This is a genomic window from Barrientosiimonas humi (genome assembly GCF_006716095.1).
In the GTDB taxonomy this organism is placed as follows: Bacteria; Actinomycetota; Actinomycetes; order Actinomycetales; family Dermatophilaceae; genus Barrientosiimonas; species Barrientosiimonas humi.
Genome location: NZ_VFOK01000001.1, coordinates 1,270,611 through 1,296,665, shown reverse-complemented (window position 1 = coordinate 1,296,665; position 26,055 = coordinate 1,270,611). Strand labels below are relative to the sequence as shown.

The 26,055-nt window shown below is 72.5% G+C and carries 24 protein-coding genes; 10 read left to right on the top strand and 14 right to left on the bottom strand.

Translation table 11 applies throughout. The features are described 5' to 3' along the window. Positions 1–4: 4 nt before the first annotated feature. Both FB554_RS06040 and lnt read right to left on the bottom strand, forming a co-directional pair. Positions 5–814: a polyprenol monophosphomannose synthase gene (locus FB554_RS06040; protein WP_142005148.1), complete on the bottom strand. Its 810-nt coding sequence runs from the start codon at positions 812–814 to the stop codon at positions 5–7. Further along, complete coding sequence (gene lnt / locus FB554_RS06035; protein WP_142005147.1) at positions 801–2,366, bottom strand: apolipoprotein N-acyltransferase; 1,566 nt, start codon at positions 2,364–2,366, stop codon at positions 801–803. Before lnt ends, FB554_RS06040 begins: the two co-directional genes overlap by 14 nt. 437 nt (positions 2,367–2,803) lie before the next feature. Here lnt and FB554_RS06030 point away from each other — a divergent pair, with 437 nt between their 5' ends. From FB554_RS06030 to FB554_RS06020, 3 genes are read left to right on the top strand one after another with little or no spacing between them, the layout of a single operon-like run. Further along, complete coding sequence (locus FB554_RS06030; RefSeq protein ID WP_142005146.1) at positions 2,804–4,030, top strand: multidrug effflux MFS transporter; 1,227 nt, start codon at positions 2,804–2,806, stop codon at positions 4,028–4,030. A gap of 13 nt (positions 4,031–4,043) precedes the next feature. Then, the gene (gene ybaK / locus FB554_RS06025) at positions 4,044–4,529 is read left to right on the top strand and encodes a Cys-tRNA(Pro) deacylase (RefSeq protein WP_142005145.1); all 486 of its coding nucleotides are present in this window, start codon (positions 4,044–4,046) and stop codon (positions 4,527–4,529) included. Between the two features lie 28 nt (positions 4,530–4,557). Continuing rightward, a complete protein-coding gene (locus FB554_RS06020; RefSeq protein WP_142005144.1) occupies positions 4,558–5,439 on the top strand; it encodes an SCO6745 family protein in 882 nt (293 codons plus the stop codon). Positions 5,440–5,452: 13 nt separating this feature from the next. On the opposite strand, the gene FB554_RS06015 is transcribed toward FB554_RS06020, so the two are convergent. Further along, entirely contained in the window at positions 5,453–5,926 is a 474-nt protein-coding gene (locus FB554_RS06015) for an Lrp/AsnC family transcriptional regulator (protein WP_142005143.1), read from the bottom strand. Between the two features lie 62 nt (positions 5,927–5,988). Between FB554_RS06015 and FB554_RS06010 the strand changes: the two genes are divergently transcribed. Both FB554_RS06010 and FB554_RS06005 read left to right on the top strand, forming a co-directional pair. Next, complete coding sequence (locus FB554_RS06010) at positions 5,989–6,933, top strand: 5'-3' exonuclease (RefSeq protein WP_142005142.1); 945 nt, start codon at positions 5,989–5,991, stop codon at positions 6,931–6,933. Between the two features lie 39 nt (positions 6,934–6,972). Next, complete coding sequence (locus tag FB554_RS06005) at positions 6,973–7,524, top strand: PH domain-containing protein (RefSeq protein ID WP_142005141.1); 552 nt, start codon at positions 6,973–6,975, stop codon at positions 7,522–7,524. Positions 7,525–7,716: 192 nt separating this feature from the next. On the opposite strand, the gene FB554_RS06000 is transcribed toward FB554_RS06005, so the two are convergent. From FB554_RS06000 to FB554_RS05980, 5 genes are read right to left on the bottom strand one after another with little or no spacing between them, the layout of a single operon-like run. Next, positions 7,717–10,524: a DEAD/DEAH box helicase gene (locus FB554_RS06000; RefSeq protein WP_142005140.1), complete on the bottom strand. Its 2,808-nt coding sequence runs from the start codon at positions 10,522–10,524 to the stop codon at positions 7,717–7,719. 26 nt (positions 10,525–10,550) lie between these two features. Next, the gene (tatC, locus tag FB554_RS05995) at positions 10,551–11,396 is read right to left on the bottom strand and encodes a twin-arginine translocase subunit TatC (RefSeq protein WP_142005139.1); all 846 of its coding nucleotides are present in this window, start codon (positions 11,394–11,396) and stop codon (positions 10,551–10,553) included. 39 nt (positions 11,397–11,435) lie between these two features. Further along, entirely contained in the window at positions 11,436–11,888 is a 453-nt protein-coding gene (locus FB554_RS05990; RefSeq protein WP_236022300.1) for a twin-arginine translocase TatA/TatE family subunit, read from the bottom strand. Between the two features lie 60 nt (positions 11,889–11,948). Next, positions 11,949–12,923: a helix-turn-helix transcriptional regulator gene (locus FB554_RS05985; protein ID WP_142005138.1), complete on the bottom strand. Its 975-nt coding sequence runs from the start codon at positions 12,921–12,923 to the stop codon at positions 11,949–11,951. Further along, on the bottom strand, positions 12,923–13,909 hold the full coding sequence (locus FB554_RS05980; RefSeq protein ID WP_142005137.1) for a helix-turn-helix transcriptional regulator: 987 nt from the start codon (positions 13,907–13,909) through the stop codon (positions 12,923–12,925). Before FB554_RS05980 ends, FB554_RS05985 begins: the two co-directional genes overlap by 1 nt. A 42-nt stretch (positions 13,910–13,951) precedes the next feature. Here FB554_RS05980 and FB554_RS05975 point away from each other — a divergent pair, with 42 nt between their 5' ends. Beyond that, positions 13,952–15,034, top strand: coding sequence for a DUF3866 family protein (locus FB554_RS05975; protein ID WP_142005136.1), 1,083 nt, complete (start codon positions 13,952–13,954; stop codon positions 15,032–15,034). Between the two features lie 96 nt (positions 15,035–15,130). Here FB554_RS05975 and FB554_RS05970 read toward each other — a convergent pair whose 3' ends face one another. The 3 genes from FB554_RS05970 to pafA all read right to left on the bottom strand — a co-directional run bounded on the left by FB554_RS05970 (position 15,131) and on the right by pafA (position 18,035). Further along, positions 15,131–15,550, bottom strand: a complete 420-nt coding sequence (locus tag FB554_RS05970) for an FKBP-type peptidyl-prolyl cis-trans isomerase (protein WP_142005135.1) — start codon at positions 15,548–15,550, stop codon at positions 15,131–15,133. A 36-nt stretch (positions 15,551–15,586) separates the two neighbouring features. Beyond that, complete coding sequence (locus FB554_RS05965) at positions 15,587–16,612, bottom strand: FKBP-type peptidyl-prolyl cis-trans isomerase (protein ID WP_142005134.1); 1,026 nt, start codon at positions 16,610–16,612, stop codon at positions 15,587–15,589. A 61-nt stretch (positions 16,613–16,673) separates the two neighbouring features. After that, entirely contained in the window at positions 16,674–18,035 is a 1,362-nt protein-coding gene (pafA, locus tag FB554_RS05960) for a Pup--protein ligase (protein WP_142005133.1), read from the bottom strand. A gap of 73 nt (positions 18,036–18,108) precedes the next feature. On the opposite strand from pafA, the gene FB554_RS05955 reads away from it, so the two are divergent. Continuing rightward, a complete protein-coding gene (locus FB554_RS05955) occupies positions 18,109–19,098 on the top strand; it encodes an NAD-dependent epimerase/dehydratase family protein (protein WP_142005132.1) in 990 nt (329 codons plus the stop codon). A gap of 21 nt (positions 19,099–19,119) precedes the next feature. On the opposite strand, the gene FB554_RS05950 is transcribed toward FB554_RS05955, so the two are convergent. Then, complete coding sequence (locus FB554_RS05950; protein ID WP_170206794.1) at positions 19,120–19,974, bottom strand: AraC family transcriptional regulator; 855 nt, start codon at positions 19,972–19,974, stop codon at positions 19,120–19,122. Positions 19,975–20,063: 89 nt separating this feature from the next. Here FB554_RS05950 and FB554_RS05945 point away from each other — a divergent pair, with 89 nt between their 5' ends. Genes FB554_RS05945 through FB554_RS05935 form a run of 3 tightly spaced genes read left to right on the top strand, consistent with a single transcriptional unit; the run spans position 20,064 to position 21,989 of the window. Continuing rightward, positions 20,064–20,441, top strand: a complete 378-nt coding sequence (locus FB554_RS05945) for a Rieske (2Fe-2S) protein (protein ID WP_142005130.1) — start codon at positions 20,064–20,066, stop codon at positions 20,439–20,441. Further along, positions 20,428–20,748: a hypothetical protein gene (locus tag FB554_RS05940; protein WP_142005129.1), complete on the top strand. Its 321-nt coding sequence runs from the start codon at positions 20,428–20,430 to the stop codon at positions 20,746–20,748. Before FB554_RS05945 ends, FB554_RS05940 begins: the two co-directional genes overlap by 14 nt. Continuing rightward, complete coding sequence (locus FB554_RS05935; RefSeq protein WP_142005128.1) at positions 20,745–21,989, top strand: amidohydrolase family protein; 1,245 nt, start codon at positions 20,745–20,747, stop codon at positions 21,987–21,989. Before FB554_RS05940 ends, FB554_RS05935 begins: the two co-directional genes overlap by 4 nt. An 18-nt stretch (positions 21,990–22,007) precedes the next feature. On the opposite strand, the gene FB554_RS05930 is transcribed toward FB554_RS05935, so the two are convergent. Both FB554_RS05930 and FB554_RS05925 read right to left on the bottom strand, forming a co-directional pair. Continuing rightward, positions 22,008–23,909 (bottom strand): ABC transporter ATP-binding protein, encoded by a 1,902-nt coding sequence (locus tag FB554_RS05930; protein WP_142005127.1) that lies wholly within the window; start codon positions 23,907–23,909, stop codon positions 22,008–22,010. Then, the gene (locus tag FB554_RS05925) at positions 23,906–25,831 is read right to left on the bottom strand and encodes an ABC transporter ATP-binding protein (protein WP_236022299.1); all 1,926 of its coding nucleotides are present in this window, start codon (positions 25,829–25,831) and stop codon (positions 23,906–23,908) included. Before FB554_RS05925 ends, FB554_RS05930 begins: the two co-directional genes overlap by 4 nt. Positions 25,832–26,055 lie beyond the last annotated feature (224 nt).

Below are 26,055 nucleotides of genomic sequence, written 5' to 3'. Positions count from 1 at the left end.
GGGCTCACTCCTGAGGCTTGCGGGTCTTCTCGTGGAGAGAACGCGCGGCACCGGTCGCGATGTTCCGCGCCTGCCGCGCCCGGTAGCCGACACCCCACTCGGTGATCCGCACGAGCGACTCGCGGGCGACCTCGGGGTTCATCTTCGACTCCCCCACCTCGCGCTCGACGAACCGGATCGGCACCTCGACGACCCGCAGACCGGCCCGGGTCGCGCGCCAGGTGAGGTCGGCCTGGAAGCAGTAGCCCATCGACTCGACCGCCTGGAGGCCCATCGTGTGCAGCGCCGAGGCGCGATAGACCCGAAACCCCGCGGTCGCGTCGTTGACCGGCATGCCGAGCAGCAGCTTGATGTAGAGGTTGCCGCCGCGGCTCAGCGCCTGCCGGTGCCAGGGCCAGTTGACGACCGAGCCGCCGGGGACGTACCGCGAACCGATGACGACGTCGGCGTGCTCGGCCTCCTCGATCATCCGGGGCAGCACCTCGGCCGGGTGCGAGCCGTCGGCGTCGATCTCGACGAGCAAGTCGTAGCCGCGCTCCAGGCCCCAGGCGAAACCGGCGAGGTACGCCGCGCCCAGCCCTTCCTTGGCGGTGCGGTGCATGACCTGCACGTGCGGGTCGGCCGCGGCCAGCTGGTCGGCGATCTCGCCGGTGCCGTCGGGCGAGTTGTCCTCGAGGACCAGCAGGTCGGCGGCCGGCACCGACGCGCGCAGCCGGCGCACGATCGTCGGGAGCGACTCGCGCTCGTTGTAGGTGGGGACGAGCACGAGGACTCGCCGCCGCGCAGCACGGGAGGCTGGGTCAGGACCTGTCATCGGCTTCCTTCTCGTCGCTCCCCGGTCGGGCCGACCGGGATGCACGAGAAGGAACCCTACTGGCGCGTCGGCTGCGCCAGGCGACCAGCATGCCGAGCGCGGCGAACACGCTCAGCGCGACCTCGGGGATGCGACCCACCTTGGTGGCGAGCGTCTGCTCGGTGCGCAGCGTCACGTCGTCGACCAGCGCGTCGCGGGTGAACAGCCCCGACTGCTGGGTCACGGTGCCGTCGGGGCGGATCAGCGCGCTGACGCCGACGGTCGAGATGTGCACGACGCTGCGGCCCGTCTCGATGGCGCGCAGCTTGGAGATCGCCAGCTGCTGCACCGACTCGTCGGAGTAGCCGAACGTGGCGTTGTTGGTCGGGACCAGCAGCAGCTGGGCGCCGTCCTGCACCGGCTGGCGCACGAGCGAGTCGTAGGCCACCTCGAAGCAGATCACCGGCGCGGTGGGCACCGTGCCGCTGCGGGTCGGGATCTGGAAGACGGTGCTCTCCGTGCCCGCGGTGAAGTCGTTGCGCACCAGGTCGACCTTGTCGGTGAACATCCGGAAGAAGGAGCGGTAGGGGATGTACTCCGCGAACGGCACCGGGTGCTGCTTGACGTAACGGTCCAGGAGCTGCCCGTCGGGGCCGTACAGCAGCGAGGTGTTGCTGACGTTGGGGGCCGGCTCCTGCAGCACGGCGCCGACGACGGTCGGCACCCCGGCCGCGCGCACGGCGTCGGTGATGACCTGCTGCGCGTCCGGGTTGCGCAGCGGGTCGATGTCGGAGGAGTTCTCCGGCCAGAAGACCACGTCGGGGCTGGGGCCGCGTCCCGCGGCGGCGTCGCTCGCGACCTGCCGGGTCAGCCCCGCGTGGTTGTCCAGCACCGCGCGCCGCTCGGCGTTGAAGTCCAGGCCCGGGGCGGGCACGTTGCCCTGGATCGCCGCCACGGTGAGCGGCTTGCCGTCGGTCGGCGTCGGCCACGGGATGCTCACCAGCACCAGCGCGCCCGCGGCCGCCACCGGCACCAGGCCCGCACCCCACCGGCGCGCCTGCCAGCGCTGCGCGGCCAGGGCGAGCGCCCCGCCGATCACCGCGACGACGAAGGTCACGCCCGGGGCGCCGGCGACCGAGGCCAGGTGGACCAGCGGCGACTCGGCCTGCGAGAAGGCCAGCCGCGCCCACGGGAAGCCGCCGAACGGCGTCGTCGACCGGGCCCACTCCATGGCGACCCAGCTGGCGGCACCCAGCAGCACGCGTACCCTCCCGTCGCGCTGCAGCAGCGCCAGCGCGATGCCGAGGAAGCCGACGTAGACCGCCTGCGAGGCGCTGAGCGCGAGCCAGGGCATCGGCCCGACGTAGATCCCGCTCCACTTCAGCGTCGGGACGAACGCGGCGAGCCCGGTGAGCACCCCGAGCAGGAAGCCGTCGCGCAGCCGGTCCACGCCCGCCGTGGCGTACGCGAGCCCCGCGACACCGACGAGGGCGAGGGGCCAGATCTGCGGTCCGGGCTGGGCCAGCCACAGGCACAGGCCGGCGGCGATCGCGAGGAGGGAGCGGAGCGGCACGGCGTGATCGTAGGGGGCCAACTTGGGCGAACGCCGAGAGCCCCGCGCGGCGCCGTCGCGGGCCAGCGGGCCCCTCCCCCGACATGACAGATGGGCCACCTCGCCGTTGGGGCCAGTCACGCGCAGCGGGTGCAACGCGCCTGTTGTCTACTAGGCGAGGGGCCCATCGTCTGGTGCATCGGTCGCTCGGAAGGACCGGCGCTAGAACGGCAATCTACCGACGAGGCACACCGTGTCAACTGGCCGCTGACCTGGGCATTCTCGCGTTCTCGCAGGTCAGCGCGATGCGTTCGCGGCCAAGAAATTTTCGACTCGATGGCCGAACCCGGACCGAGGGCTGACCTGGCCGGCGGGTGCCGTGAGGGCGTGCGTCAGGATGGGTCGGTGACGAGCACCCCGGCCCCCGACCGCAGGAGCGCCGCGTCGGACTGGTGCTGATGCTCGCGCTGCTGGCGATGATCGGGCCGTTCACCATCGACACGATCTTCCCCGGTTTCGGCGCGATCGCCGACGAGCTCGACGTGACCGCGCCCGCGCTCCAGCAGACGATCTCGGTCTACCTGGTGAGCCTGGCGCTGATGTCGCTGCTGCACGGACCGCTGTCCGACGCCTTCGGCCGCCGCCCGGTGATCATCGCCTCGTGCGCGGCGTACGCCGTCACCGCCGTGGCCTGCGCGCTCGCCCCCTCCTTCGGCCTGCTGCTCGTGGCCCGTGCTGCCCAGGGGATCTTCGCCGGCGCCGGCACGATCGTCGGCCGCGCGATGATCCGTGACCTGCTCGACGCCTCGGCCGCGCAGCGGCTGCTCAGCCAGGTGACGATGGTCTTCGGCGCGGCCCCGGCCGTGGCGCCCATCGTGGGCGGCCTGCTCGTGCCGTACGGCTGGCGCACCATCTTCTGGTTCCTCGCCGCGCTCGGTGCCGGGCTCGCGCTGGCCGCGACGTTCGGGCTGCGCGAGTCGCTGCCCGAGCAGGACCGGCAGCCGTTCCGCGCCGGCACCGTGATCCGGTCGGTGGCGCGGCGCTACCGCGACCTGCCGACCACCGTGCTGGCCGTCGCGACGGGGCTCAACTTCGGCGCGATGTTCCTCTACATCTCCTCCGCCCCGGCGATCGTCGAGGGACTGCTCGGCCGCGGGGAGCAGGACTACTGGGTGCTGTTCGTGCCGATGATCGGCGGCCTGGTCGTCGGGTCCTACGTGGCCGGGCGCCTCGGCGGGCGCACCACCCCGGGCCGCATCGCGACGCTGGGCCTCGCGATCAGCCTCGTCACGGGCCTCGGCAACGTGGTGTACGCCGCGCTCGCCGGCGACGTCGCCCTCCCCTGGGCCGTCGTGGGCCCGAGCCTCACCTCGTTCGGCATCGCGCTCACCTTCCCGGTGATGATCCTGGCGATCCTGGACCGGGCGCCCGGCAACGCGCGCGGGGCCGCCGCGTCGGTGCAGGCGTTCACCCAGCTGATCATGGGCGCGGTGATCAGCTCGGTGGTCTCCCCCGCCGTCTCCGGCTCGGGGCTCGGCCTCGCCGCGACGGCGCTGTCGCTCACGGTCGGCGCGGCGCTGCTGTGGACCGGGCACGTGCTCACCCGCCGGCGCACCCTGCGCGCACAGGCACGTGCGCGACGGACCGGGGCCCACGCCGCCGAGAGCCCGGCCGAGTCGTGCTGACGGGAGACTCGTGATGGCCAAGCGGTCCGCGCCCACGCCCGCCGCTGCCGCGCTGCAGGCCGCCGGCGTCGACTTCGCCGAGCGCAGCTATCACCACGACCCCGCAGTGACCGACTTCGGTCAGGAGGCCGCCGACGCGCTGGGGGTCGACCCCGCCCGCGTGCTCAAGACGCTGCTGGTCGACGACGGTTCGGCCCTGGCCGTCGCGATCGTCCCCGTGACCGGCCAGGTCGACCTCAAGGCCGTCGCCGCAGCGCTCGGCGTCAAGAAGGTCGCGATGGCCGACCCGCGCGCCGCGGAGCGCTCGTCCGGGTATGTCGTCGGCGGCATCAGCCCGTTCGGTCAGCGCAGACAGCTGCGCACGCTCGTCGACACCTCGGCCCTGGAGCATGGCACCGTGCTGGTCAGCGGCGGCCGTCGCGGACTCGACCTGGAGCTCGCACCGGCCGACCTGGTCCGGGTCACCGACGCGACCACCGCAGACATCGCCCGAGCCTGACCACGCCCACCACGACGGAGGACTCCCCATGACCGTCCCGTTCCGGCACGACGACGCTGCGCGCGCGACGGCGCGACAGGCGTACGAGACGCTCGAGCCGCTGCACGTGCTCGCCTACTTCAGCCCGCACCTCGGCGAGCTCGCCGAGTCGGCGGGTCTGGACTGGAGCGCGCTGTACGCCGGTGCCCGGGGCGGCCCGCTCGGCGCGGCGGCGCCGTCGGTCGTCACCGCGTGCTTCTTCAACTTCTCCCCCGAGGTGGTCGAACCGGCGTGGCGCCGGGCGAGCGAGCACGGTCTGGAGCAGGTGATGGCGCTGCGCGAGCAGGCCGTCGACCGCTCGCTGCGCGAGGCCCTGGGCGACCGGGTCGACGACCCGGCGCTGCCGGGGATCGTCTCCCGGCTGCGCGGGGTCGCCGAGGCACAGACGTACGCCGGGCGGCCGCTGGCCTCGGCCTGGGCGGCCCAGCCGTGGCCGCAGCAGCCGCACCTGGGGCTGTGGCACGCCACGGCGGTCCTGCGCGAGTGGCGCGGCGACGGCCACCTGGCCGTGCTGGTGCAGGCCGGCTTCGCACCGACCGAGGCCGTCGTCTTCCACGAGGCGAGCCACCCCGACCCGGCGGTGCGCAAGCGGGGGCTGGGCCGCAAGCTCGCCCAGGTCACCCGCGGCTGGAGCGAGGAGCAGTGGCTCGCGGCGGCCGGGCGGCTCGCCGACCGCGGGCTGCTGCGGCTCGAGGACGGCGCGGAGACGATGACCGACGAGGGCGCCGCGCTCTACGACGCCATGGAGGCGGCCACCGACGACGCCGCGGTGTGGGCCGGCGACGAGGACGCCGCGCAGCTGCTCGGTGAGGTGCGGCCGTTCGTCAAGGCCGTGATCGACGCCGGAATCCTGCCGGGCACCAAGCGCTGAACGGCCTTGCGGCTCAAGCGGTTTCGTCGACCTCGACGGCGTCTGGGCGGTCGATCGGCGAGCGGTCCTCCCACGGCGTGCTGAGCACGACGGTGGTGCGGGTCGTGACGTTGCTCGCGGCCCGCACCTTGGCGAGCAGCTCCTCCAGCGCCGACGGCGAGGCCACCCGCACCAGCAGCACGTAGCTCTCGTCACCGGCGACGGAGTAGCACGAGTCGATCTCGGTGATGTGCGTCAGCCGCTCCGGCACGTCGTCGGGCGCAGCCGGGTCGAACGGCGTCACCGAGATCAGCGCGGTGAGCGGCAGGTCGGCCTGCTCGTAGTCGAGCGAGGCGCGGTATCCGCGGATGACGCCACGCTCCTCGAGCCGGCGGACCCGCTGGTGCACGGCCGAGGTCGACAGCCCCGTGTGCCGGCCGAGGTCGGTGAAGCTCATCCGTCCGTCGCGGGCCAGCAGCTGCACGATCTGCCGGTCCAGTGCCTCCATGCCGGACACCCTAGGGCCAAGCCCGCCCCGCGGCGGGGGAACGACCTGCCACCATGTGCCGCATGACTGCGCGCCGCCTCATGCTGCTGGACTCGGCCTCGCTGTACTTCCGGGCGTTCTACGGGGTGCCCGACCGGCGAGACTCCCCCGACCAGCCGCCGAACAACGCGGTCCGCGGCTTCACCGACATGATCGCGACGCTCGTCACCGCGTATGCGCCGACCGACCTGGTCGCGTGCTGGGACAACGACTGGCGGCCGGCGTTCCGCGTCGAGGCGATCCCGTCGTACAAGACCCACCGGTTGGTCGACGGCAGCGACGTGCAGGAGGAGTCGCCCGAGGAGCTGACCCCGCAGGTGCCGGTGATCGTCGACCTGCTGGCCGCGGTCGGGATCACCCGCCTCGGCGTCGACGGCTACGAGGCCGACGACGTCATCGGCACGCTCGCGCACCGGGCGCACGGCGTCTCGACCGTCGACGTCGTGACCGGCGACCGAGACCTGTTCCAGCTCGCCGACGACGAGCAGAGCGTGCGGGTGCTCTACACCGCGCGCGGCGGGGTGCGTGAGCCCGACCTGGTCGACGAGTCGTTCCTGCAGGCGAAGTACGGCATCACCGGGGGCCGTGCGTACGCCGAGATGGCGGTGCTGCGCGGCGACACCAGCGACGGGCTTCCGGGCGTGGCCGGCATCGGCGAGAAGACCGCGGCCACGCTGATCAACCGGTACGGCGACCTCGCCGGGATCCGCCGCGCGCTCGCCGACGGCGACCCGCAGCTCAAGGGTGCCCAGCGCACCCGGCTCGAGGCGGCCTCGGACTACCTCGACGTCGCGCCCAAGGTCGTCGACGTCGCGCTCGACGTGCCGGTGCCCGACGGGCTCGACACGGCGCTGCCGACCCGCGTCGCCGACCCCGACCGGCTCGCGGAGCTGGCGCAGACGTACGACGCGCGCACCCCGGTCGGCCGGCTGCTCGCCGCGCTCGACCTCCCGCCGCTGCCGGCCTGAGCGTCCCGGGCCCGCGCGGGTCCGTGGCACCATGCGCCCATGGCCTTTTCGGACAAGCTGCTGGCCCAGGGCGAACGCGTCGAGCTGGAGCTGCGCACCCACGTCAAGAAGATCGTGCTGCCGGTCCTGGCGCTGGTGCTGATCGTGGCCCTGACGCTCGGGGCGATCTGGCTGGTGCGCTCCCAGGACTGGCCCGGGTGGCTGACCTGGGTGGTGCTCGGGATCGCGCTGCTCGCGACGATCGCGTGGGTCGTCGTGCCGATCATGAAGTGGCGGCACACGATCTACGTCATCACCAACCGGCGGCTGATCACCCGCGAGGGCATCGTCACCCGCTCCGGCCGCGACATCCCGCTCTACCGGATCAACGACGTGACCTACGAGAAGGGCCTGCTGGACCGGATCCTCGGCTGCGGCACGCTCATCGTCTCCGACGCCACCGACAAGGCCGGCGTGCGGCTGCACGACATCCCCGATGTCGAGCAGGTGCACGTGCGCATGAACGAGCTGCTGTTCCAGGTCGACGACGGCACCGACGACGGGGAGTACCCGCCCGGTGAGCCGCGCCGCCCGCGCGGCAGCCGCTACTGACGTACGGCGCGGCGCAGCCCGGCCACAACCCCCGATATCGGGCGTGGACGCACGCCGCGGGGGCCGTACGCCGTCACAACCCCCGATATCGGGCGTAGGCGCACGCCACGCGGGCCGTACGCCGTCACAACCCCCGACATCGGGCGTGGACGCACGCCGGTCATGACGGCGTCGTGACAGCGGGTTCGCGGATCAGTCGAGGCGGTCGGCCGCGACGACACCGCGCATCACGGCGTCGACCGCGCTGCGGGCGCTCTTGCGCAGCGCCGGGTCGGTGGTGGCGTCGGCGACCTGGTCGAGCAGGTCGACCAGCTGCTTGCAGCGGCGCACGAAGTCACCGGCCGACAGCTCGCTGTCGCGCAGCACCACCTCGAGGCGCTGGCCGCTCGCCCAGCGGTGGACCATCCAGGCGATGCCGGCGTCGGGCGGGTTCATCGGCGTGAGCCGGTGCAGCCGCTGCTGGTCCTCCAGGTCGCTCCAGATCTTGTCCATCTCGCGCACGACGTCCTGCACCTGGCCCGTGGGCATGCGCGGCGCCAGGTCGGCCCCCTCGCGCCGGGGCTCGTGCACCAGCGTGCTGACGACCGCGGCGAGCGAGGCCGGGTCGAGCCCGCGCCAGACCCCGCGGCGCAGGCACTCGGCCGCGAGCAGGTCCTTCTCGGTGTAGATGCGCTGCAGCATGCGCCCGTCGTCGGTGACCTTCTGGCCGTCCTCGTCGAGGTAGCCCAGCTCGGCCAGCAGGTCGCAGATGCGGTCGAACGTGCGTGCGACCGTGTGCGTGCGGTTGCTGACCTTGCGCCGCAGCCCCTCGGTCTCGCGCTCCAGGCGCCACCACCGCTCGGCCCAGCGCGCGTGGTCCTCGCGGTAGGGGCACTCGTGGCACGGGTGCGCCTTGAGCGCGGCCTGCAGCCGCTCGAGCTCGGCGCGCTCGGCGTCGTCCTCTCCCTCGTCGCGGGCCGCGGAGGGCCGGCGCGGCGGGTCGTGCGGCACCTTCGCCCGCAGCGTGGCCGCGAGGTCGCGGCGCGACCGGGGGCTGCGGCCGCTGAACGTGCGGGGCACGTCGAGATGGGCGATCGGCTCGACCGGCTCGGTGACGTCGCTCTCGCCGAGGCTGCGGATCTGCGCGTCGAGGGTCAGCACCAGCGGGTCTCCCCCGCCGCGCTGCGAGCCGCGCCGGCCCGGGATGACGACGGCGAGACCGGCCCGCCGCCCGGTGGGGATGCGTACGACGTCGCCGGGCTGCAGCCGGGTCAGCGACTGGGCGGCGGCGGCGCGCAGGCTGCCCGCCGGGCGCTTGTGCGCCTGCTTCTGCAGGTCGCTGAGCTCGCGGCGCATGCGGGCGTACTCGGCGAAGTCGCCGAGGTGGCAGCGCATCGCGTCGGCGTAACCCTCCAGGCCCTCCTCGTTGCGCCGGATCGCGCGCGAGATGCCGACGACCGCGCGGTCGGCCTGGAACTGGGCGAACGATGACTCCAGCACCTCACGGGCCGGGCCGCGACCGACCCGGTCGAGCAGGTTGACGGCCATGTTGGAGGTCGGCACGAAGCTCGAGCGCAGCGGATAGGTGCGGGTCGAGGCGAGGCCGGCGACCGCTTCGGGGTCGACGCCGCGGTGGTGCAGCACGACCGCGTGGCCCTCGACGTCGATGCCGCGACGGCCGGCGCGACCGGTGAGCTGGGTGAACTCGGCCGGGGTGATCTCGACGTGGTTCTCGCCGTTGAACTTCACCAGCCGCTCGAGCACGACGGTGCGTGCCGGCATGTTGATGCCGAGCGCCAGGGTCTCGGTGGCGAAGACCGCCTTGATCCGGCCGGCGGTGAACAGCTCCTCGACGATCTCGCGGAAGGTCGGCAGCATCCCGGCGTGGTGCGCGGCGAACCCGCGGGACAGGCCCTCGACGAAGTCCCAGTAGCCGAGGACGCCGAGGTCCTCCTCGGGCAGCCCGGCGACCCGCTCCTCGACGAGCCGGCGGATCTTGCGCCCCTCCTCCTCGGGGATCAGCTGGGTGCCCCAGGCGAGCAGCTGCCCGACCGCGGCGTCGCAGCCGACCCGGCTGAAGATGAAGGTGATCGCCGGCAGCAGCCCGTCGCGGTCGAGGCGGTCGATGACCTCGGCGCGGCTCGGACCGCCGCCCGGCCGGCCGCCGCGCGGCGGCGGGCCACCGCGGCGGCCCCGGGTCTGGCGGCCGCGCCGCCCGCGGGGCGCACCGGCGTCCTCGCGCCGCGGCCGGGCGTCGGCGTCGGCGCGCTGGATGCGGCGCAGCAGCTCGGGGTTGACTGCCAGGGCCGCGTCGTCGTCACCCTCGCCGGCTCGGTCTTCCTCGACGAACAGGTCCATCAGGTCGCGCCCGACCATCATGTGCTGCCACAGCGGCACCGGCCGGTGCTCCTCGACGATGACCTCGGTGTCGCCACGCACCTCGGTCAGCCAGTCGCCGAACTCCTCGGCGTTGCTCACCGTCGCCGACAGCGAGATGACCTGCACCGACTCCGGCAGGTGGATGATGACCTCTTCCCAGACCGCGCCGCGGAACCGGTCGGCGAGGTAGTGCACCTCGTCCATGACCACGAAGCCGAGCTCGTCGAGGGTGCTGCTGCCGGCGTACAGCATGTTGCGCAGCACCTCGGTGGTCATCACGACGATGGGCGCCTCGCCGTTGATCGAGGAGTCGCCGGTGAGCAGACCGACGTTCGCCGCGCCGTGCCGCTGCACCAGGTCGGTGTACTTCTGGTTCGACAGCGCCTTGATCGGCGTGGTGTAGAAGGTCTTGCGGCCGGTGTGCAGGGCCAGGAAGCAGGCGAACTCCCCCACCACCGTCTTGCCCGACCCGGTGGGGGCGGCGACGAGCACGCCGCGGCCGTCCTGCACGGCGGCGCAGCCGCGCACCTGGAAGTCGTCGAGCGGGAAGTCGTATCCCTGCGCGAAGCGGCCGAGGTGGGTGCTGTCGAACCGGCGCCGGTCGCGCGCGGCGGCATAGCTCTCGGCAGGCGAGGTGGGCATACCCCGAGCGTATGTCGGCGCGCGGCTCAGATCTCGGAGGCCTGGTCGTCCGGCAGGTCCAGCCAGTCGGGCCGCTCACGCTTCTCGCGACGCTTGTCGATCTGGATCGCGAGGAAGCAGGCGCCGTAGTACAGGATCACCATCGGCATCATCACCACGAACATCGACCACGCGTCGGGCGTCGGCGACATCATGGCCGCGAACACCGCGATGCCGATGATCGCGATGCGCCACCCCTTGAGCATGATCCGCCCCGGGAGGATCCGGATGGTGTTGAGCGCCATCAGGATCACCGGCAGCAGGAACGACAGCCCCATCACCAGGATGAACTTGGTGACGAAGTTGACGTAGTAGGTCGCGTCGACGATGTTCGTCGCGGTGTCGGGGGTGAAGTTGTAGAGCACCTCGAGGATGTTCGTGATCGCCGTGCCGCCGAACAGGCAGCCGGCGAGGAACAGCGGCACCGCCGTGACGATGAACAGCCGCGCGACCTTCTTCTCGCGCTTGGTCATGCCGGGCACGAGGAAGCCCCAGATCTGCCACAGCCACACCGGGCTGGACAGGATGAGCCCGACGAAGAAGGCGATCTTCATCCGCAGGCTGAACGCCTGGGTGGCCTGCCCGAAGTTGGGCTGGATCTCGCTGCCCGGGTTGCGCCGCTGGTACTCGTTCATCGGCGCGATGATGTAGTTCCAGACGCCGTCGAAGCGCCACGAGCCGATGCTCACCGGGTCGTAGAGGATCCAGCCGACGATCCCGCCGACCAGGATCGCGGTCGCCGAGATCAGCAGGCGGTTGCGGAACTCCCGGAAGTGCTCACCGAGCGACATCCGGGCTTCGGGGTTGTCGGCCCTGCGCCGAAGCAGCGCCATGTCAGAGGCTGCGCGTCAAGGGGTGCCGGCGGGGCGCGCTCAGCGGCCCTGCTGGCCGCCGCCCTGCTGGGGCGGCTGGTACTGCGGGGGCTGGTAGTGCGGCGCCTCCTGCTGCCCGCCGGGCTGCTGGGGCTGCTGCTGGCCGCCCGGCTGCTGCGGCTGGCCGTACGTCGGCTGCTGGTAGCCCTGGCCCGCGCCCTGCGGCGGGGTCTGGTAGCCCTGGCCGGGGGCGGTGTAGCCCTGGCCCGGAGCGCTCTCGCCGGGGACCGGTCCGCCGGCGGGCGTCGCGCCCTGGCCCGGCTGCCGGGTCTCGCCCTGCACCGTCTCGCGGGAAGCCTTGCTGTCACCCAGGTCGCCGAGCTCGCTCTTGAGGATCTTGGTCGAGCGACCCAGGCTGCGGGCGGCGTCGGGCAGACGCTTCCAGCCGAAGACGACGACGATGATCAGGACCAGGATGATCACGGCCATCGGGTTGTCGAACAGTCGTGCCACGTCAGGCGCCTCTTCCGATCGGTGGGAGCGAGCCCACCCTTGTGGTGGACCTGTTTCAGTCTACGCAGACTCCGAGGCGTACGCCGCGCGCGCCTCGGCCGCGCCCGCCCGCACCCGTTCGGCGATCTCGGCGGGCTCCAGCACCGTGGCCTGGCCGCCCAGCCGCCACACCAGCGAGACCACCCACGCGGGGTCGGCGACCCGCAGGTCGACCACGCTCGCGCCGTCGTCGGTCTCCTCGACCCGCTCGACGGGGTAGTACTCGGCGACCCAGCTCGCGCCCGGCGCGAGGCGCAGCCGCACCAGCAGGTCCTCGCGCGAGGGCTGGAACACGCCGCCGTCGAGCTCGCGCGGGCGCGCGTCGGCGGGTGGGGTGCCGGGTTCGTCGAGCAGCGCGACGCGCTCGACGCGGTCGAGCCGGAACAGCCGCTGGTCCTGCGCGCGGTGGCACCAACCCTCGAGGTACCAGTGGCCGTCGATGTTCAGCACCCGCATCGGGTCGACGTGGCGTTCGGTGGCCTCGTCGCGCGCCGCGACCAGGTATCGCAGGTGCAGCCGCCGGTCCTGCTCCAGCGCCTGGCGCACGACCGGCAGCACGGTGTCGGAGGCGTCGTCGTCGAGGGCCACCCGCACCCGGCCGGTGTCGCCGGCGGTCTCGCCGGTGGCCTCGGTGAGCTTGGCCAGGGCGCGCTCGACCGCGGCCCGCTCCCCCAGCCCCGGCACGTCGAGCAGGGTGCGCAGCCCGACGATCAGCGCCAGCGCCTCGTCGCGGTCGAGCCGCAGCGGGCGGGCGATGGTGTCGGCGTTGCGCAGGTAGACGTGGCCGTCCTCCCACTCGGCCTCGATGAGGTCGTCGGGCAGGTGGCCCGGGGTGCCGCAGACGAACAGCAGCAGCAGGTCCGCCTCGATCTGCTCGGGGCTGACCCCGAGCTCGCGCGCGGCCTGCTGCAGGTCGATGCCCTGGCGGTTGACCAGCCACGGCACCATCGTCAGCAGCCGCGCCAGGCGCGCGGTCGCACTCTCCGGCGCGGCCATCAGCTCGCCCCTCCGTGCGCGGCGACGAGCGCGTCGAGCCGGGCTCCCACCTGCTCGACCAGCTCCGGCGGCTCCAGCGCCAGCACCGCGGGCCCGAAGCCGCACACCTCGGCCACCAGGGCCCCGAGGTCGGTGCGCTCCACGGTGAGCTCGTCCCAGTCGTCGTCGACCCGGCGGACGTCCGTCGCGCTGCGGCGCAGCGTGTTGCCGGCGCCGGCGCGCACCTGCAGCCGCGCCCGGGTGGTGGCCCCGGCGTCGCCGGTGGCGGCGATCATGGCGACGGCGTCGTGGTCGTCGGGCACGGCGTACGCGCCGGGCTTGCCCTGCGTGCGCACGGCACCGACCACCCGGCTCAGCCGGAACACCCGGGGGGCGTCGCGGTCGAGGTCGAACCCGGTGGCGTACCAGTGGCCGTGCCAGCTGGTGACCGCCCACGGCTGCAGCCGCCGCCCCTCCGGCGCGCCGCGCCCCTTGCGGTAGTCGAAGGTCACGACCTGGTGGCGCAGCGCGGCGTTCTTCATCGGCTCGAACGCCGCCTCGGTCGTGCGCACCCGCGGCTCGAGGGCGAGCACCGACGCCTCGTCGCGGGTGACGTCCTGCGCGCGCAGCTTGCGCATCGCCTGCGCGGCGGGGCCGCCGAGGCTCGCCTGCTGCCAGGTGCGCGCGGCGAGGCCCAGCACCGTGAGCTCGTCGGCCTCGAAGGTGATCTCGGGAAGGGCGTACTCGCGCTGGTCGATGCGATAGCCGGTCTCGTCGTCGAAGAACGCGTCGACCGCCTCGGTGCGCAGCGGGATCCCCAGGTCGCGCAGCTCGTCCTTGTCGCGCTCGAACATCCGGTCGAACGACTCGTCGGAGGCGACCTCGGCATACTGCGGCACGGCGGCGCGGATCTGCTGCTTGGCGAGCGGTTGGCGCGTGTAGAGCAGGCAGATGACCAGGTTGAGCAGTCGCTCGGTCTTGTGCGCTGGTGAGGTTGCCGCAGCCATGCCCCCAACCCTAGCGAGGGAGTTCGTACTAGCGTGCGACGCGTGATCAGGTGGCGCGAGGGCGTGGTCGAGCAGGAGCTGTCCCGGTCGGCCGGCACCGTGGAGCACCTGGTGCGGGTCGGCGAGCAGCAGGTGCGCGCGCTGACCTATCTCGACGAGGTCGGCGAGCCCGCGGTCGGCGACCGGGTGCTGCTCAACGTCGCCGCCCTCGAGCGCGGGCTCGGCACCGGCGGTTTCGCGCTGGTGGTGGCGCTGCCCGACGCGCTGCCCGAGGACCCGCCGCCCTCGCCCGGCCACGTGGTCAAGGCGCGCTACACCCCCACCCAGACGATGGTCCTCGGCGCCGACGAGCAGGAGTCGCCGCACCACGAGCTGCTGCGCGAGGCCGACGACCTGGGCGGGCTCCCGGTCGTGGTCGCCGACCTGCACTCGGCGCTGCCGGCGGTCGTCGCCGGCCTGCGCGAGGCGGCGGGCGGCGAGCCGCGGGTCGCCTACGTCATGAGCGACGGCGGCGCGCTGCCGATCGCCTTCTCCCGCACGGTCGCCGGCCTGCGCGACGCGGGGTGGCTGGCCGGCTCGGTGACGGTGGGGCAGGCGTACGGCGGGGACCTGGAGGCGGTCACCGTGCACTCCGGGCTGCTCGCGGCCCGGGCGGTGCTCGGGGCCGACGTCGTCGTGCTGACCCAGGGCCCGGGCAACCTCGGCACCGGCACCCGATGGGGCTTCTCCGGCGTGGCCGCGGGCGAGGCACTGAACGCCACCCACGTGCTCGGCGGCCGCGGCGTCGCCGCGCTGCGCGTGTCGCAGGCCGACCCGCGCGAGCGTCACCAGGGCGTCTCGCACCACTCGACCACGGCGTACGCCCGTGTCGCCCGGGTGCCCGCCGACCTCCCGGTGCCGGGGCTGGCCGGGCCGCTCGGCGCGACCGTCTCCGATCAGGCCGACGCGATGGTCGCGCTCAGCGACGACCGGCTGCGCCGGGTCGACGTGCCGGTCGAGGGGCTGCGCCGGGCGCTCGAGGCCTCACCGGTGCCGCTGCGCACGATGGGCCGCGACCTGGACGCCGACGAGGCGGCGTTCCTCGCCGCCGCCGCCGCCGGCCGCCACGCAGCGAGCTTGCTCTAGGCGGGAGAGGTCAGGCGACAGAGATCAACACGTCGTGTCGACGATGCCGTGCGGAGGAGCCTGCGAGTCCGTACGGAGGAGGAGACGCGACAGAGATCAGCCGAGCCCGAACGCGCGGCCGGCGCCGGGCTTGTTGGTGGCGACCAGGTCCACGACGAAGATCAGCGTCTCGCCGGGCTTGCTCGCCCCGCCGGCGCCGCGGTCGCCGTAGCCGAGCTCCGGCGGGATGATCAGCTTGCGCCGGCCGCCGACCTTCATGCCGACGATGCCCTCGTCCCAGCCCTGGATGACCTGGCCGACGCCGACCTGGAAGTCCAGCGGCGCGCCGCGGTTCCAGGAGGCGTCGAACTCCTCGCCGGTCGACCAGGCGACACCGACGTAGTGCGCCTTGACGGTGTCGCCGGGGGCCGCCTCGGGGCCGTCGCCCTCGGTGATGTCCTCGATGACCAGCTCGGTCGGCGGGGTGTCGCCGGGGAAGTCGATCTCGGGCTTGGTGGTGCTGGGGTCGAACGGCATGGGAGCTCCTTGGCGTGCGGTGGTGGGTTCGGTGGCTCAGATCGCGGCGAGGATGTCGACCACGAAGATCAGCGTGTCGGTGCCCTTGATGCCGGCCTGCGGGTTGCCGGTCTTGCCGTAGCCGTCGGCCGGGGGCATGACGACCAGCACGCGGCTGCCGACCGGGTGGCCCGCCAGACCCTTCACGAAGCCGGGGACGACGCCCTGCTGGCCGCCGGCGCTGCCGGTCTGCAGCGCGAAGGTGGCCGGCTGCCCGCCCTGCTTGGCGGTGGAGTCGAAGACCTTGCCGCCCCAGATCTTGCCGGTGTAGGAGACCAGCACGGTCTGGCCCTCGACGACCTTGGGACCCTCACCGGTGATCAGCTCCTCGCTGACCGTCTTGGTGGGGCGCTCCTTGGTCTTGGGCTCGGTGATCTTGGCCTCCTTGCCCGCGCCGGCGGGGACGGTGGCCCTGGGCAGGTTCTCGTCGCTGGGCTGCTTCTCCTTGCCCTTGATCTCGGTGAGCAGCGGCATCGAGTCGTTGACCTTCACGAAGAACACCATCGTGTCCTTGCTCGTGATGCCGACCTGCTTGTTGCCCTGGGCGCCGAAGCCCTCGGACGGCGGCACCGCGACGACCATCTCGGTGCCGACCTTCTTGCCCTTGAGCGCCTTGACCAGGCCGGGGAAGGTGCCGGGGTTGCCGAGGTTGAACGCGGCGTTCGGCTTGCCGAAGGTCGACTCGATCGTCTTGCCGGACGTGCCGTTGACGGCGACGTAGGAGACGTACGCGATGTCCTTGGCGCCGACGGTCTTGCCGGTGCCCTGCTTGGTCACCTTCGTCGTGGTCGCGTTGACCTGGAACGGCGTCGTGGACAGCTTCATGGTCGGCTTGGCCGGGTTGCTCTGGGAGACCGCGGCCGCCGTGATCGGCGTGACCTTGTCGGGCGCGACCGTGAGCGGCGAGGCCGCCGTGGTCGGGCTGCTCGAGGACGCGGCGTCGGTGGCGTCGTCGCCACAGGCCGTCAGGAGCGCGAGCGGAACAACGGCAGCGGCAACCAGCCGCAGTCGGGTGGAACGCACGAAGGAAACCTCATCGTCGTCGGAAGGACGGCTCAGACTAACCCCCGCGGCTGTGCGGGCCCTACATGCCGTCGACGAGCCGCTGCACCCTCGGGTCGGACGCCTGGAACGGGTCCTTGCACAGCACCGTGCGCTGGGCCTGGTCGTTGAGCTTCAGGTGCACCCAGTCGACGGTGAAGTCGCGCCGCTTGGCCTGCGCCGCGCGGATGAAGTCGCCGCGCAGCTTGGCCCGGGTGGTCTGCGGCGGGAAGGTCTTGGCCTCGAAGACCTCCAGGTCGGTGCTGATCCGGGCGGCCTGGCCGCGGCGCTGCAGCAGGTAGAACAGCCCGCGCCGCCGGTTGATGTCGTGGTAGGCGAGGTCGAGCTGCAGCATGCGCGGGTCGCCGAGCGAGAGCCCGTGCTTGCGGGAGTAGGAGTCGAGCAGCTTGTGCTTGATCACCCAGTCGATCTCGGTGTCGACCAGGCTCAGCCGGTCGGTCTCGATGGCGGTGAGGGTGCGCTCCCACAGGTCCATCACCTGCTTGGTGACGCTGTCGGTCACCCCCTCGCGGTCGACGTACTCCCGCGCCTTGGTGAAGTACTCGGTCTGCAGCTGCAGCGCCGACAGCTCACGGCCGTTGGCGAGGCGCACCGGCGTGCGACCGGTGATGTCGTGGCTCATCTCGCGGATCGCCCGGATCGGGTTCTCCAGGGTGAGGTCGCGCATCACGACGCCGTCCTCGATCATCCGCAGCACCAGGTGGGCCGAGCCGACCTTGAGCAGCGTCGTGGTCTCGCTCATGTTCGAGTCGCCGACGATGACGTGCAGCCGGCGATAGCGCTCGGCGTCGGCGTGCGGCTCGTCGCGGGTGTTGATGATCGGCCGCGAGCGGGTCGTGGCGCTGGAGACGCCCTCCCAGATGTGGTCGGCCCGCTGGCTCACGCAGTACGTCGGTGTCTGGCCGAGCATGGCGATCTTGCCCGAGCCGCAGGTGATCTGCCGGCTGACCAGGAACGGGATGAGCACGTCGCTCACCGTCTGGAACTCCCCCTTGCGCGAGATCAGGAAGTTCTCGTGGCAGCCGTAGGAGTTGCCCGCGGAGTCGGTGTTGTTCTTGAAGACGTAGATCTGGCCCTCGATGCCCTCGTCGACGAGGCGCGCCTGGGCGTCCTCGACGAGGCCCTCGATGATCCGCTCCCCCGCCTTGTCGTGGACCACCAGCTGGTGCACGTCGTCGCACTCGGCCGTGGCGTACTCCGGGTGGCTGCCGACGTCGAGGTAGAGCCGGGCGCCGTTGCCGAGGAACACGTTGCTGGAGCGGCCCCAGCTGACGACCTTGCGGAAGAGGTAGCGGGCGACCTCGTCGGGCGTCAGCCTGCGCTGCCCGTGGAACGTGCACGTGACGCCGTACTCGTTCTCGATGCCGAAGATCCGCCGTTCCATGCAACGACTCTAGTCGCGGTCCGCGCGGGCCGATCGCTGGCGCCACCCGTGTCGGCTGTGGTCGGGTGAGCCCATGCGACTTCTGGTGCTGGGCGGCACGGCGTGGGTGGGCGGTCAGGTGGCGGCCGAGGCGCTACGCCGCGGGCACGAGGTGGTGTGCCTGGCGCGCGGCGAGTCGGGTCAGGTGCCCGAGGGCGCCACGCTGGTGCGCGGCGACCGCGACGCGGTCGAGGGGTACGCCGGCCTCACCGGCGCGTTCGACGCCGTCGTCGACGTCGCGCGCGACCCGCAGCACGTGCGCACCGCGACCGAGGCGCTCTCCTCGCGGGCGGGCCACTGGGTCTTCGTCTCGACCAGCAGCGTCTACGCCGACGAGCGCACCCCCGGCGCCGACGAGTCGGCGCAGCTGCGCCCGGCCCTGTCGCCCGACGAGCGGTGGACCGAGGAGCGCTACGCCGAGGGCAAGGTGGCCGCCGAGCAGCACCTGCTCGCGACGCTGGGCGCGGACCGGGTGCTCGTCGCGCGCGCCGGTCTCATCGCCGGACCGGGTGACGTCAGTGGCCGAACGGGCTACTGGCCGTTGCGTTTTGCCCATCCGGCCACCGACGACGGTTCGGTGCTGGTTCCCGACTCCCCCGACCTGGTGACCCAGCAGCTCGACGTGCGCGACCTGGCGGCCTGGCTCGTCGAGGCGGCCGAGCGGCAGGTCAGCGGGGTGGTCGACGCGGTCGGCGAGCAGGTGCGCCTCCCCGACTACCTGAGCCTGGTGCGCGAGGTCACCGGCCACCAGGGACCGGTGGTGGCGCGCTCCCCCGAGTGGCTCGCCGAGCACGAGGTGGCCCCGTGGATGGGGCCGCGGTCGCTGCCGCTGTGGCTGCCGCTGCCCGACTACGCCGGGTTCACCGCCCGGCGCGGCGACCGGGCACCCGCGCTGGGCCTGCGCCGCCGGCCGCTCGCCGAGACCGTGGCCGACGTGCTCGCCTGGGAGCTGCGGCACGGCCCGGGCCGTCCGCGCCGCGCGGGTCTGACCGCCCACGAGGAGCGCGGCCTCCTGGAGGCCTGAGGCCCCCGGCGCCGCTCGCGCTCAGCGTGGCGCCAGCCGGCGCCGGAACTCCCCCGGTGTCGTGCCGGTGCAGCGCAGGAAGAACTTCCCGAAGTTGGTGGCCTCATCGTAGCCGAGCCGCCGCCCGATCGCGGCGACCGGCAGGTCGGTGTCGGCCAGCAGCCGCTGCGCCTCCAGCACGATGCGCGCGTCGATCAGCTCCTTGGCGGTGTGGCCCGCGGCGGCGCGGCAGACCTCGTTGAGCGCGCGGGGCGAGAAGCCCAGCCGGTCGGCGTAGGCCTTCGTGGTGTGCACGGTGGCGTACGACCGCTCCAGCTCGCGCCGGAAGGCGTGGTAGCCCGGGGAGAGCGAGCCCGCGCCGGTCTCCTCGCTGCGCACCCGGGTGAGCCGCAGCAGCACCGAGGTGAGGGTCAGCCGGAGCAGCTCGACCGAGGTGCCGCTCGCGTCGTCGCCGACCCGGGCGTACTCCTCGGCCAGGCAGGCGAAGCCGGCGCCGACCGTCTCCAGCTCGCGCCCGGTCAGGTTCCACCGACGGGCACCGAAGGCCTCGTCGGCGACGTCCGGCAGGCTGATCGACACGCTGCGCGGGAAGCTGCCGGCGAACCGCACGGCGATCGCCTCGCGCCACTCCGGCCGGCCGTCCGACACCGTGGCCACCCGCTGCACCTGCCCCGGACGCACGAGCAGCACCGTGCCCGGGCCGCAGGCGTGCTCGGTGCGGTCGACCTCCACCGAGCCGGCGCCCTCGAGCACCAGGATCAGCTCGTGCGTCGCGAGCCGCTCGGGCAGCACCTGCGCCACCGGCTCCCCCAGGTCGCGCCCCAGCCGGACCACGGCGATCCCCAGGTCGTCCCGGCCGCCGCGCGTTTCTACCATCACCGGTCCCATCTCGACCTCGCTCCGACGCTCGCACCGGCGTTTATTGACAGTGTCAACAATAACGCCGAGCAACGAGAGGAGCGCGCATGAGCAGGACACGGAGTGCCGGCGTCGACGTCGGCGTCTCGTCCGACGTCCCGGAGCTGGGCCGCCTGGTCGTCGACGTCGACGACCGCACCATCGGCATCTTCCGGGTCGAGGGCCGGCTGTACGCCTACGACAACGTCTGCCCGCACCAGGGAGGGCCGGTCTGCCAGGGCCGGATCATGCCCAAGGTGCGCGAGCGCATCGAGGACCACCTCGCCAAGGGCATGGAGTACGACCGCAGCGAGATGCATCTCGTCTGCCCCTGGCACGGGGCGGAGTTCGTCATCACCACGGGTCAGCACGCCTCGACCGCCGCCGTGGCGCTGAGCCCGGTCGAGGTCACCGAGGAAGGAGGGCACATCCGTGTCCACGTCTGAGACCACCACCACCGAACCGTCGACCGAGCTGGTCGACCACATCGACCGGCTGCACGCCCTGGTGGAGCGGGTCCAGGCCGGCGAGCCCCTCGCCCTGACGCCCGACGCCCTGTCGCGGCTGGTCACCGACACCGCCCGGATCTATGCCGGCGCCTGCCAGGCCTCGGGCGGGAAGGTGCCGGTCGCGACCGAGGGGCTGACCGCGACCAACGCGGTCGCCCTGATCACCGCGCTGATGGACGCGGAGAACCTGAACACCTTCGACCTGACGCTCTGGCAGAGCCAGACCGGGGAAGGAGCAGCATGAGCACGACGGCCGACCAGCCCCGGGTGACCCGGCACCCCGTGCAGCAGCTGGACTTCAGCAGCGACACCCGGGAGATCCTGCGCAACGCGACCAGGGACATCGAGACCTTCGGGCTGCGCGACCGGTTGATCGTCGACATCGACTCCCACCACGAGGAGATCCTCGAGTGGGACGAGGTGCTCGGCAACCTCGACGACGAGGTGCTGCGCGACTACGGCCGCGGGATCGCCGAGTCGGTGTCGGGTGCGCGCGAGTTCGCCCTGACCGCCGACATGCCGGGCCTGCGCTTCCAGGAGGTCGGCGGACGCATCCCGCACGCCCCCGAGCGGCGCGAGCCGGTGCCGGAGGGTGAGGGACAGTCCTACACCGTGACCGAGCGGGCGATCGACGCGCTCGGGATCGACTACCAGGTGGTCTTCCCGCAGACGATGCTCGGCATCGGGATGCACCCGAGCCCGCGCATCGCGACCGCGCTGATCATGGCGTACAACAAGTGGTTCACCGAGAAGGTGCTCGGCCGCGACCCGCGGATCAAGACGATGCTGGGCCTGCCGATCACCGACCCGGACGCGGCGATCGAGACGATCCGGCTCTACCACGACCACCCGGGCGTGCTGGGCTTCCTCATCACGAGCCAGCGCTTCTTCAGCGTCCACGAGAACGCCTACATGCCGGTCTACGCCGAGCTGGAGAAGCACGGCATGCCGCTGGGCTTCCACGCCGGTCCCAACTGGGGCGACTCCTGGACCAAGACGATGAACAGGTTCACCGCGGTGCACGCCATGTCGTTCGTGACGTGCAACATGACGCACCTGTCCAACTGGCTGTTCAACGGGCTGCCGGAGCGCTTCCCCGGCCTCGACGTCATCTGGATCGAGAGCGGCCTGGCGTGGATCCCGTTCCTCATGCAGCGGCTCGACCACGAGTACCTGCTGCGCGTCTCGGACGCTCCGCTGCTGGAGAAGTTCCCCAGCGAGTACATGCGCGAGATGTACTACACGACGCAGCCGCTGGAGGTGAGCCACCCGCAGGCGCTGCGCCAGACGCTCGACATGATGAACGCCGAGCAGACCTTGCTCTACTCCTCGGACTGGCCGCACTGGGACTTCGACCCGCCGGCCCGGATCATGACGATCGACGGGTTGTCGGAGACCGCGCGCGACAACATCCTCGGCCGCAACGCGCAGCGGCTCTTCGGCACCGACAAGCTGCCCGACCCGGCGCACCTCGCCGGAGCCTGAGGGCCGGCCGCGCGGCCGCTACGCGAGCGACTCCGTCCAGGCGTCGTGCAGCGCGGCGTAGCGGCCGCCGGACTGCCCGACGAGCTCCTGCGGCGAGCCGTCCTCGACGACCCGGCCGCGGTCGAGCACGAGCACCCGGTCGGCGACCTCGACGGTGGACAGCCGGTGGGCGATGATCAGCGCCGTGCGGTCGGCCAGCACGGTCTCCAGGGCCCGCTGCACCAGCCGCTCGCTCGGCACGTCGAGACTGGAGGTCGCCTCGTCGAGGATCAGCACGGCGGGGTCGGCGAGGAACGCGCGGGCGAACGCCACCAGCTGGCGCTGACCCGCCGACAGCCGCCCGCCGCGCTTGGCGACGTCGGTGTCGTACCCCTGCGGCAGCGCCTCGACGAAGGTGTCGGCGCCGACGGCCCGGGCCGCGGCGCGCACCTGCTCGTCGCTCGCGTCGGGCCGGCCGAACCGGATGTTGTCGGCGACGGTGCCCTCGAACATGACGTTCTCCTGGGTCACCATCACGACGTGCTGGCGCAGGGTCGCCTGGGACAGGTCGCGCAGGTCGACGCCGTCGAGGGTGACCCGGCCGGCGGTGGGGTCGTAGAACCGGGCCATGAGCTTGGCGATCGTGGTCTTGCCGGCGCCGGTCGCCCCCACCAGCGCGATCGTCTGACCGGCCGGGATGTCGAGGTCGAGGTGCGGCAGCACGGGGCGGTCCTCGACATAGCCGAACTCGGCGCCCTCGAACCGCACGGCGCCCCGCACGCCGGCGATCTCGCGCGGCTGCTCGGGGTCACGCACGGCCGGCTCCTGGGCCAGCACGCCGGCGATCTTCTCCAGCGCGGAGGTGGCCGACTGGAACGTGTTGTAGAACTGGCTCACCTCCTGCATCGGCTCGAAGAACATCCGCAGGTAGAGCAGGAACGCGGTGAGCACGCCGATGGTCATCTCGCCGTGGAAGACCCGCCAGCCGCCGTAGAGGATCACGATGCCGGTGGTGATGTTGCCGACGAGCTTGATCGAGGGCATGAAGATGGCGAACAGCCGGAACACCCGCTCGTTGGCGAGCTGGTAGCGGGTGGCGACGTCTTCGAAGATGTCCTGGTTGCGCCGCTCGCGGCGGTAGGCCTGGACGGCCCGCACGCCGGTCATCGTCTCGACGAAGTGCACGATCACCAGCGCGGCGGTCTCGCGGACCGTGCGGTAGGTGCGGGTCGACTCGCGGCTGAACCAGCGCACGAGCAGGATCAGCACCGGGAAGCCCAGCAGGCAGACCAGACCCAGCTGCCAGTCGAGGGTGAGCAGCAGCACGGCGGTGCCGACCATGGTGAGCACCGCGGTGATCAGCCCGTCGAACCCGCTGTCGGTCATCTCCTGGATGGCCTCGACGTCGCTGGTCGACCGGCTCACGACCCGGCCGGAGGTGTAGCGGTCATGGAAGCCGATGTCGAGGCGCTGGAAGTGCTTGAACAGCCGGCGGCGCACCTCGAGCAGGATCTCCTGGCCGATGCGGCCGGACTGGCGCAGGAAGATCACCCGGGTGACGGCCTGGACCACGACGGCCCCGACCAGCACGCCGACGACGGTGAGCAGCGGGCCCGCGTCGTCGCTGCGCTGCAGCGGCGGCACGCCGTTGTCGATGCCGAGCTGCACCAGCTTGGGCACCGAGAGCCGGGCGGCGTTCTCGAGGACGACGACCACCATCAGCAGGGCGAGCACCCTGCGGTAGGGGCGCAGCAGGTCGACGAGCAGGCGCTTGGCCTCGCTGCGCCGCGGGGCCGCCTCGTCGCCGGCGACGTCGTCGCTCGGCTCGTCGAGCCGGCCGCGCCAGCGCTCGATGCGGTCGGGCGGGGCGGTCGCCTCGTCGGCGTCGGTGGCCCGGTCGTCGGCGTCGCGCTCGACCTCGTCGCGGGTGCTCTGGCTCATCGGCGCAGCTCCTCGAGGTCGCAGTCGACGTCGGCCGCGGCGTCGCCCTCGTCGTCGCGGACGGCCCGGTCGACGGACCGCTCGACCGCGGCGCGGGTGTCGCCCTCGTGGTCGTGCCAGCCAGCGCCCTCGGCTGGTCGCTCGTCACCGTCTGCGGCCAGCAGGTGGCGATAGGCCGGGACCGTCGCGAGCAGCTCGGCGTGCGTGCCGACGTGGGTGATCGTGCCGCGCTCGAGCAGCGCGACCTTGTCGGCGAGCAGCACGGTGGAGGCGCGGTGGGCGACGACGATGCCGGTGACGTGCGCGAGCACGCTGCGCAGCGAGGCCTCGACCAGCGCCTCGGTGTGCACGTCGAGCGCCGACAGGGTGTCGTCGAGCACGATGACGGCCGGCTGGGCGAGCACCGCGCGGGCCAGCGAGAGCCGCTGCCGCTGACCGCCGGACAGGCTCATGCCCTGCTCGCCGATGCGGGTGTCGAGGCCGTACGGCAGCTCGTGCACGAAGTGGGCCTGGGCGACCTCGATCGCCTGCTCGACCTCGGCGTCGGTGGCGTCGGGCCGGCCGAGCGTGAGGTTCTCGCGCACCGACATCGAGAACAGCGTCGGGTCCTCGAACGCGGTGGCGACAGCGCTGCGCAGCGAGGGCAGCGTCAGGTCGCGGATGTCGACGCCGTCGAGCAGGATGCGCCCCTCGGTGACGTCGTACAGGCGCGGCACGAGCGCGGTGAGCAGCGACTTGCCCGACCCGGTCGCGCCGACGAGCGCGACCGTCTCGCCGGGCTGCAGGTCGAGGTCGACCCCGCGCAGCGTCCACTCGTCGGGCCGTGCGTCGGGGAAGCGGAACCCGACGTTCTCCAGGCGCAGGTGGCCCTGCGGCGCGGCGAGCTCGCGGTCGCCGTCGTCGATGGTGCGCTCCTCGTCGAAGACCTGCACGATGCGGTCGGCCGCGGTCATCGACTCCTGGGTCATCGACAGCAGGAAGCCCAGCGAGGAGATCGGCCAGACCAGCGAGAGCATCATCGTGATGAAGGCGACCAGGGTGCCGAGCGTGACCCGGCCCTGACCCACGGCGACCGCGCCCAGCCCGAGCACGATGATCAGGGTCGCGTTGGGGATGATCTCCAGCAGCGTCCAGAAGCGCGCCTTGAGGTTGACCTTGTCGATCTGGGTGTCGAACAGGGTGCGCGCCCGCCGGTCGAACGTGCCGTAGGCGTGCTCGTCGCGGCCGAACGCCTTGATGACGCGCAGCCCGAGCGCGCTCTCCTCGACGGTGCTCGCGACGTCGCCGGTCTGGTCCTGCGACAGTCGCGACAGGCGGGTGTATTCCGTCTGGTTGCGCAGCACCGTCACGACGATCGGCACGGTCGAGACCAGCACGACGAGCCCGAGCGGCCAGTACATCGCGAGCAGCAGCCCGGTCACGACCACGATCTGCAGGAAGTTGAGGATCAGGAAGACCAGGCCGAACCCGAGGAACCGGCGAATCATGCTGAGGTCGGTCATGATTCGCGACAGCAGCTGGCCGGACTGCCAGTTGCTGTGGAAGCCCATCGGCAGCAGCTGCATCTGGGCGTAGAGGTCCTTGCGCAGGTCGGCCTCGACCCCGAGCGTGGCGCGGGCGACCACCCAGCGCCGGATGAACCAGAAGACCGCCTCGAGCACCCCGAGCGCGAGGGCGACGGTGCCGAGGATCAGCAGGCCGCGCTGGTCACGCTCGGCGATCGGGCCGTCGATGACGGCGCGGGTGACCAACGGGATGACGATGCTGGTGGCCACGACCAGCACCGAGAAGACCAGCATGGTGAACCAGCGGGCCCTGTACGGGCCGAGGTATCGCGGCAGCCGCAGCAGCGCGGTCGCTCGGTTCTGCCGCTTGCCGGGTGGCGCCAGCCTGGGCGCCGGACGGAGCCGGGGCACCTGCACGCCGGATCGGACCGAGGTTTCCTCCGGCGTGACACCCATCGACTCCCGCATCCCCTCTGCCAACCCCTTCCGACGTGGTCGCCCACGCATCGCCCAGGCGTCGTCGACCGCGTGACGGAGCGGGTCGCGAAGCGCCGTGCGCAGTATGCCGCGCAGCACCGACAACGTCACTTCGACTTCCGATGTTCCGCGCGGGCGGGCGACGGGGCCGCCGGCCCCCGACG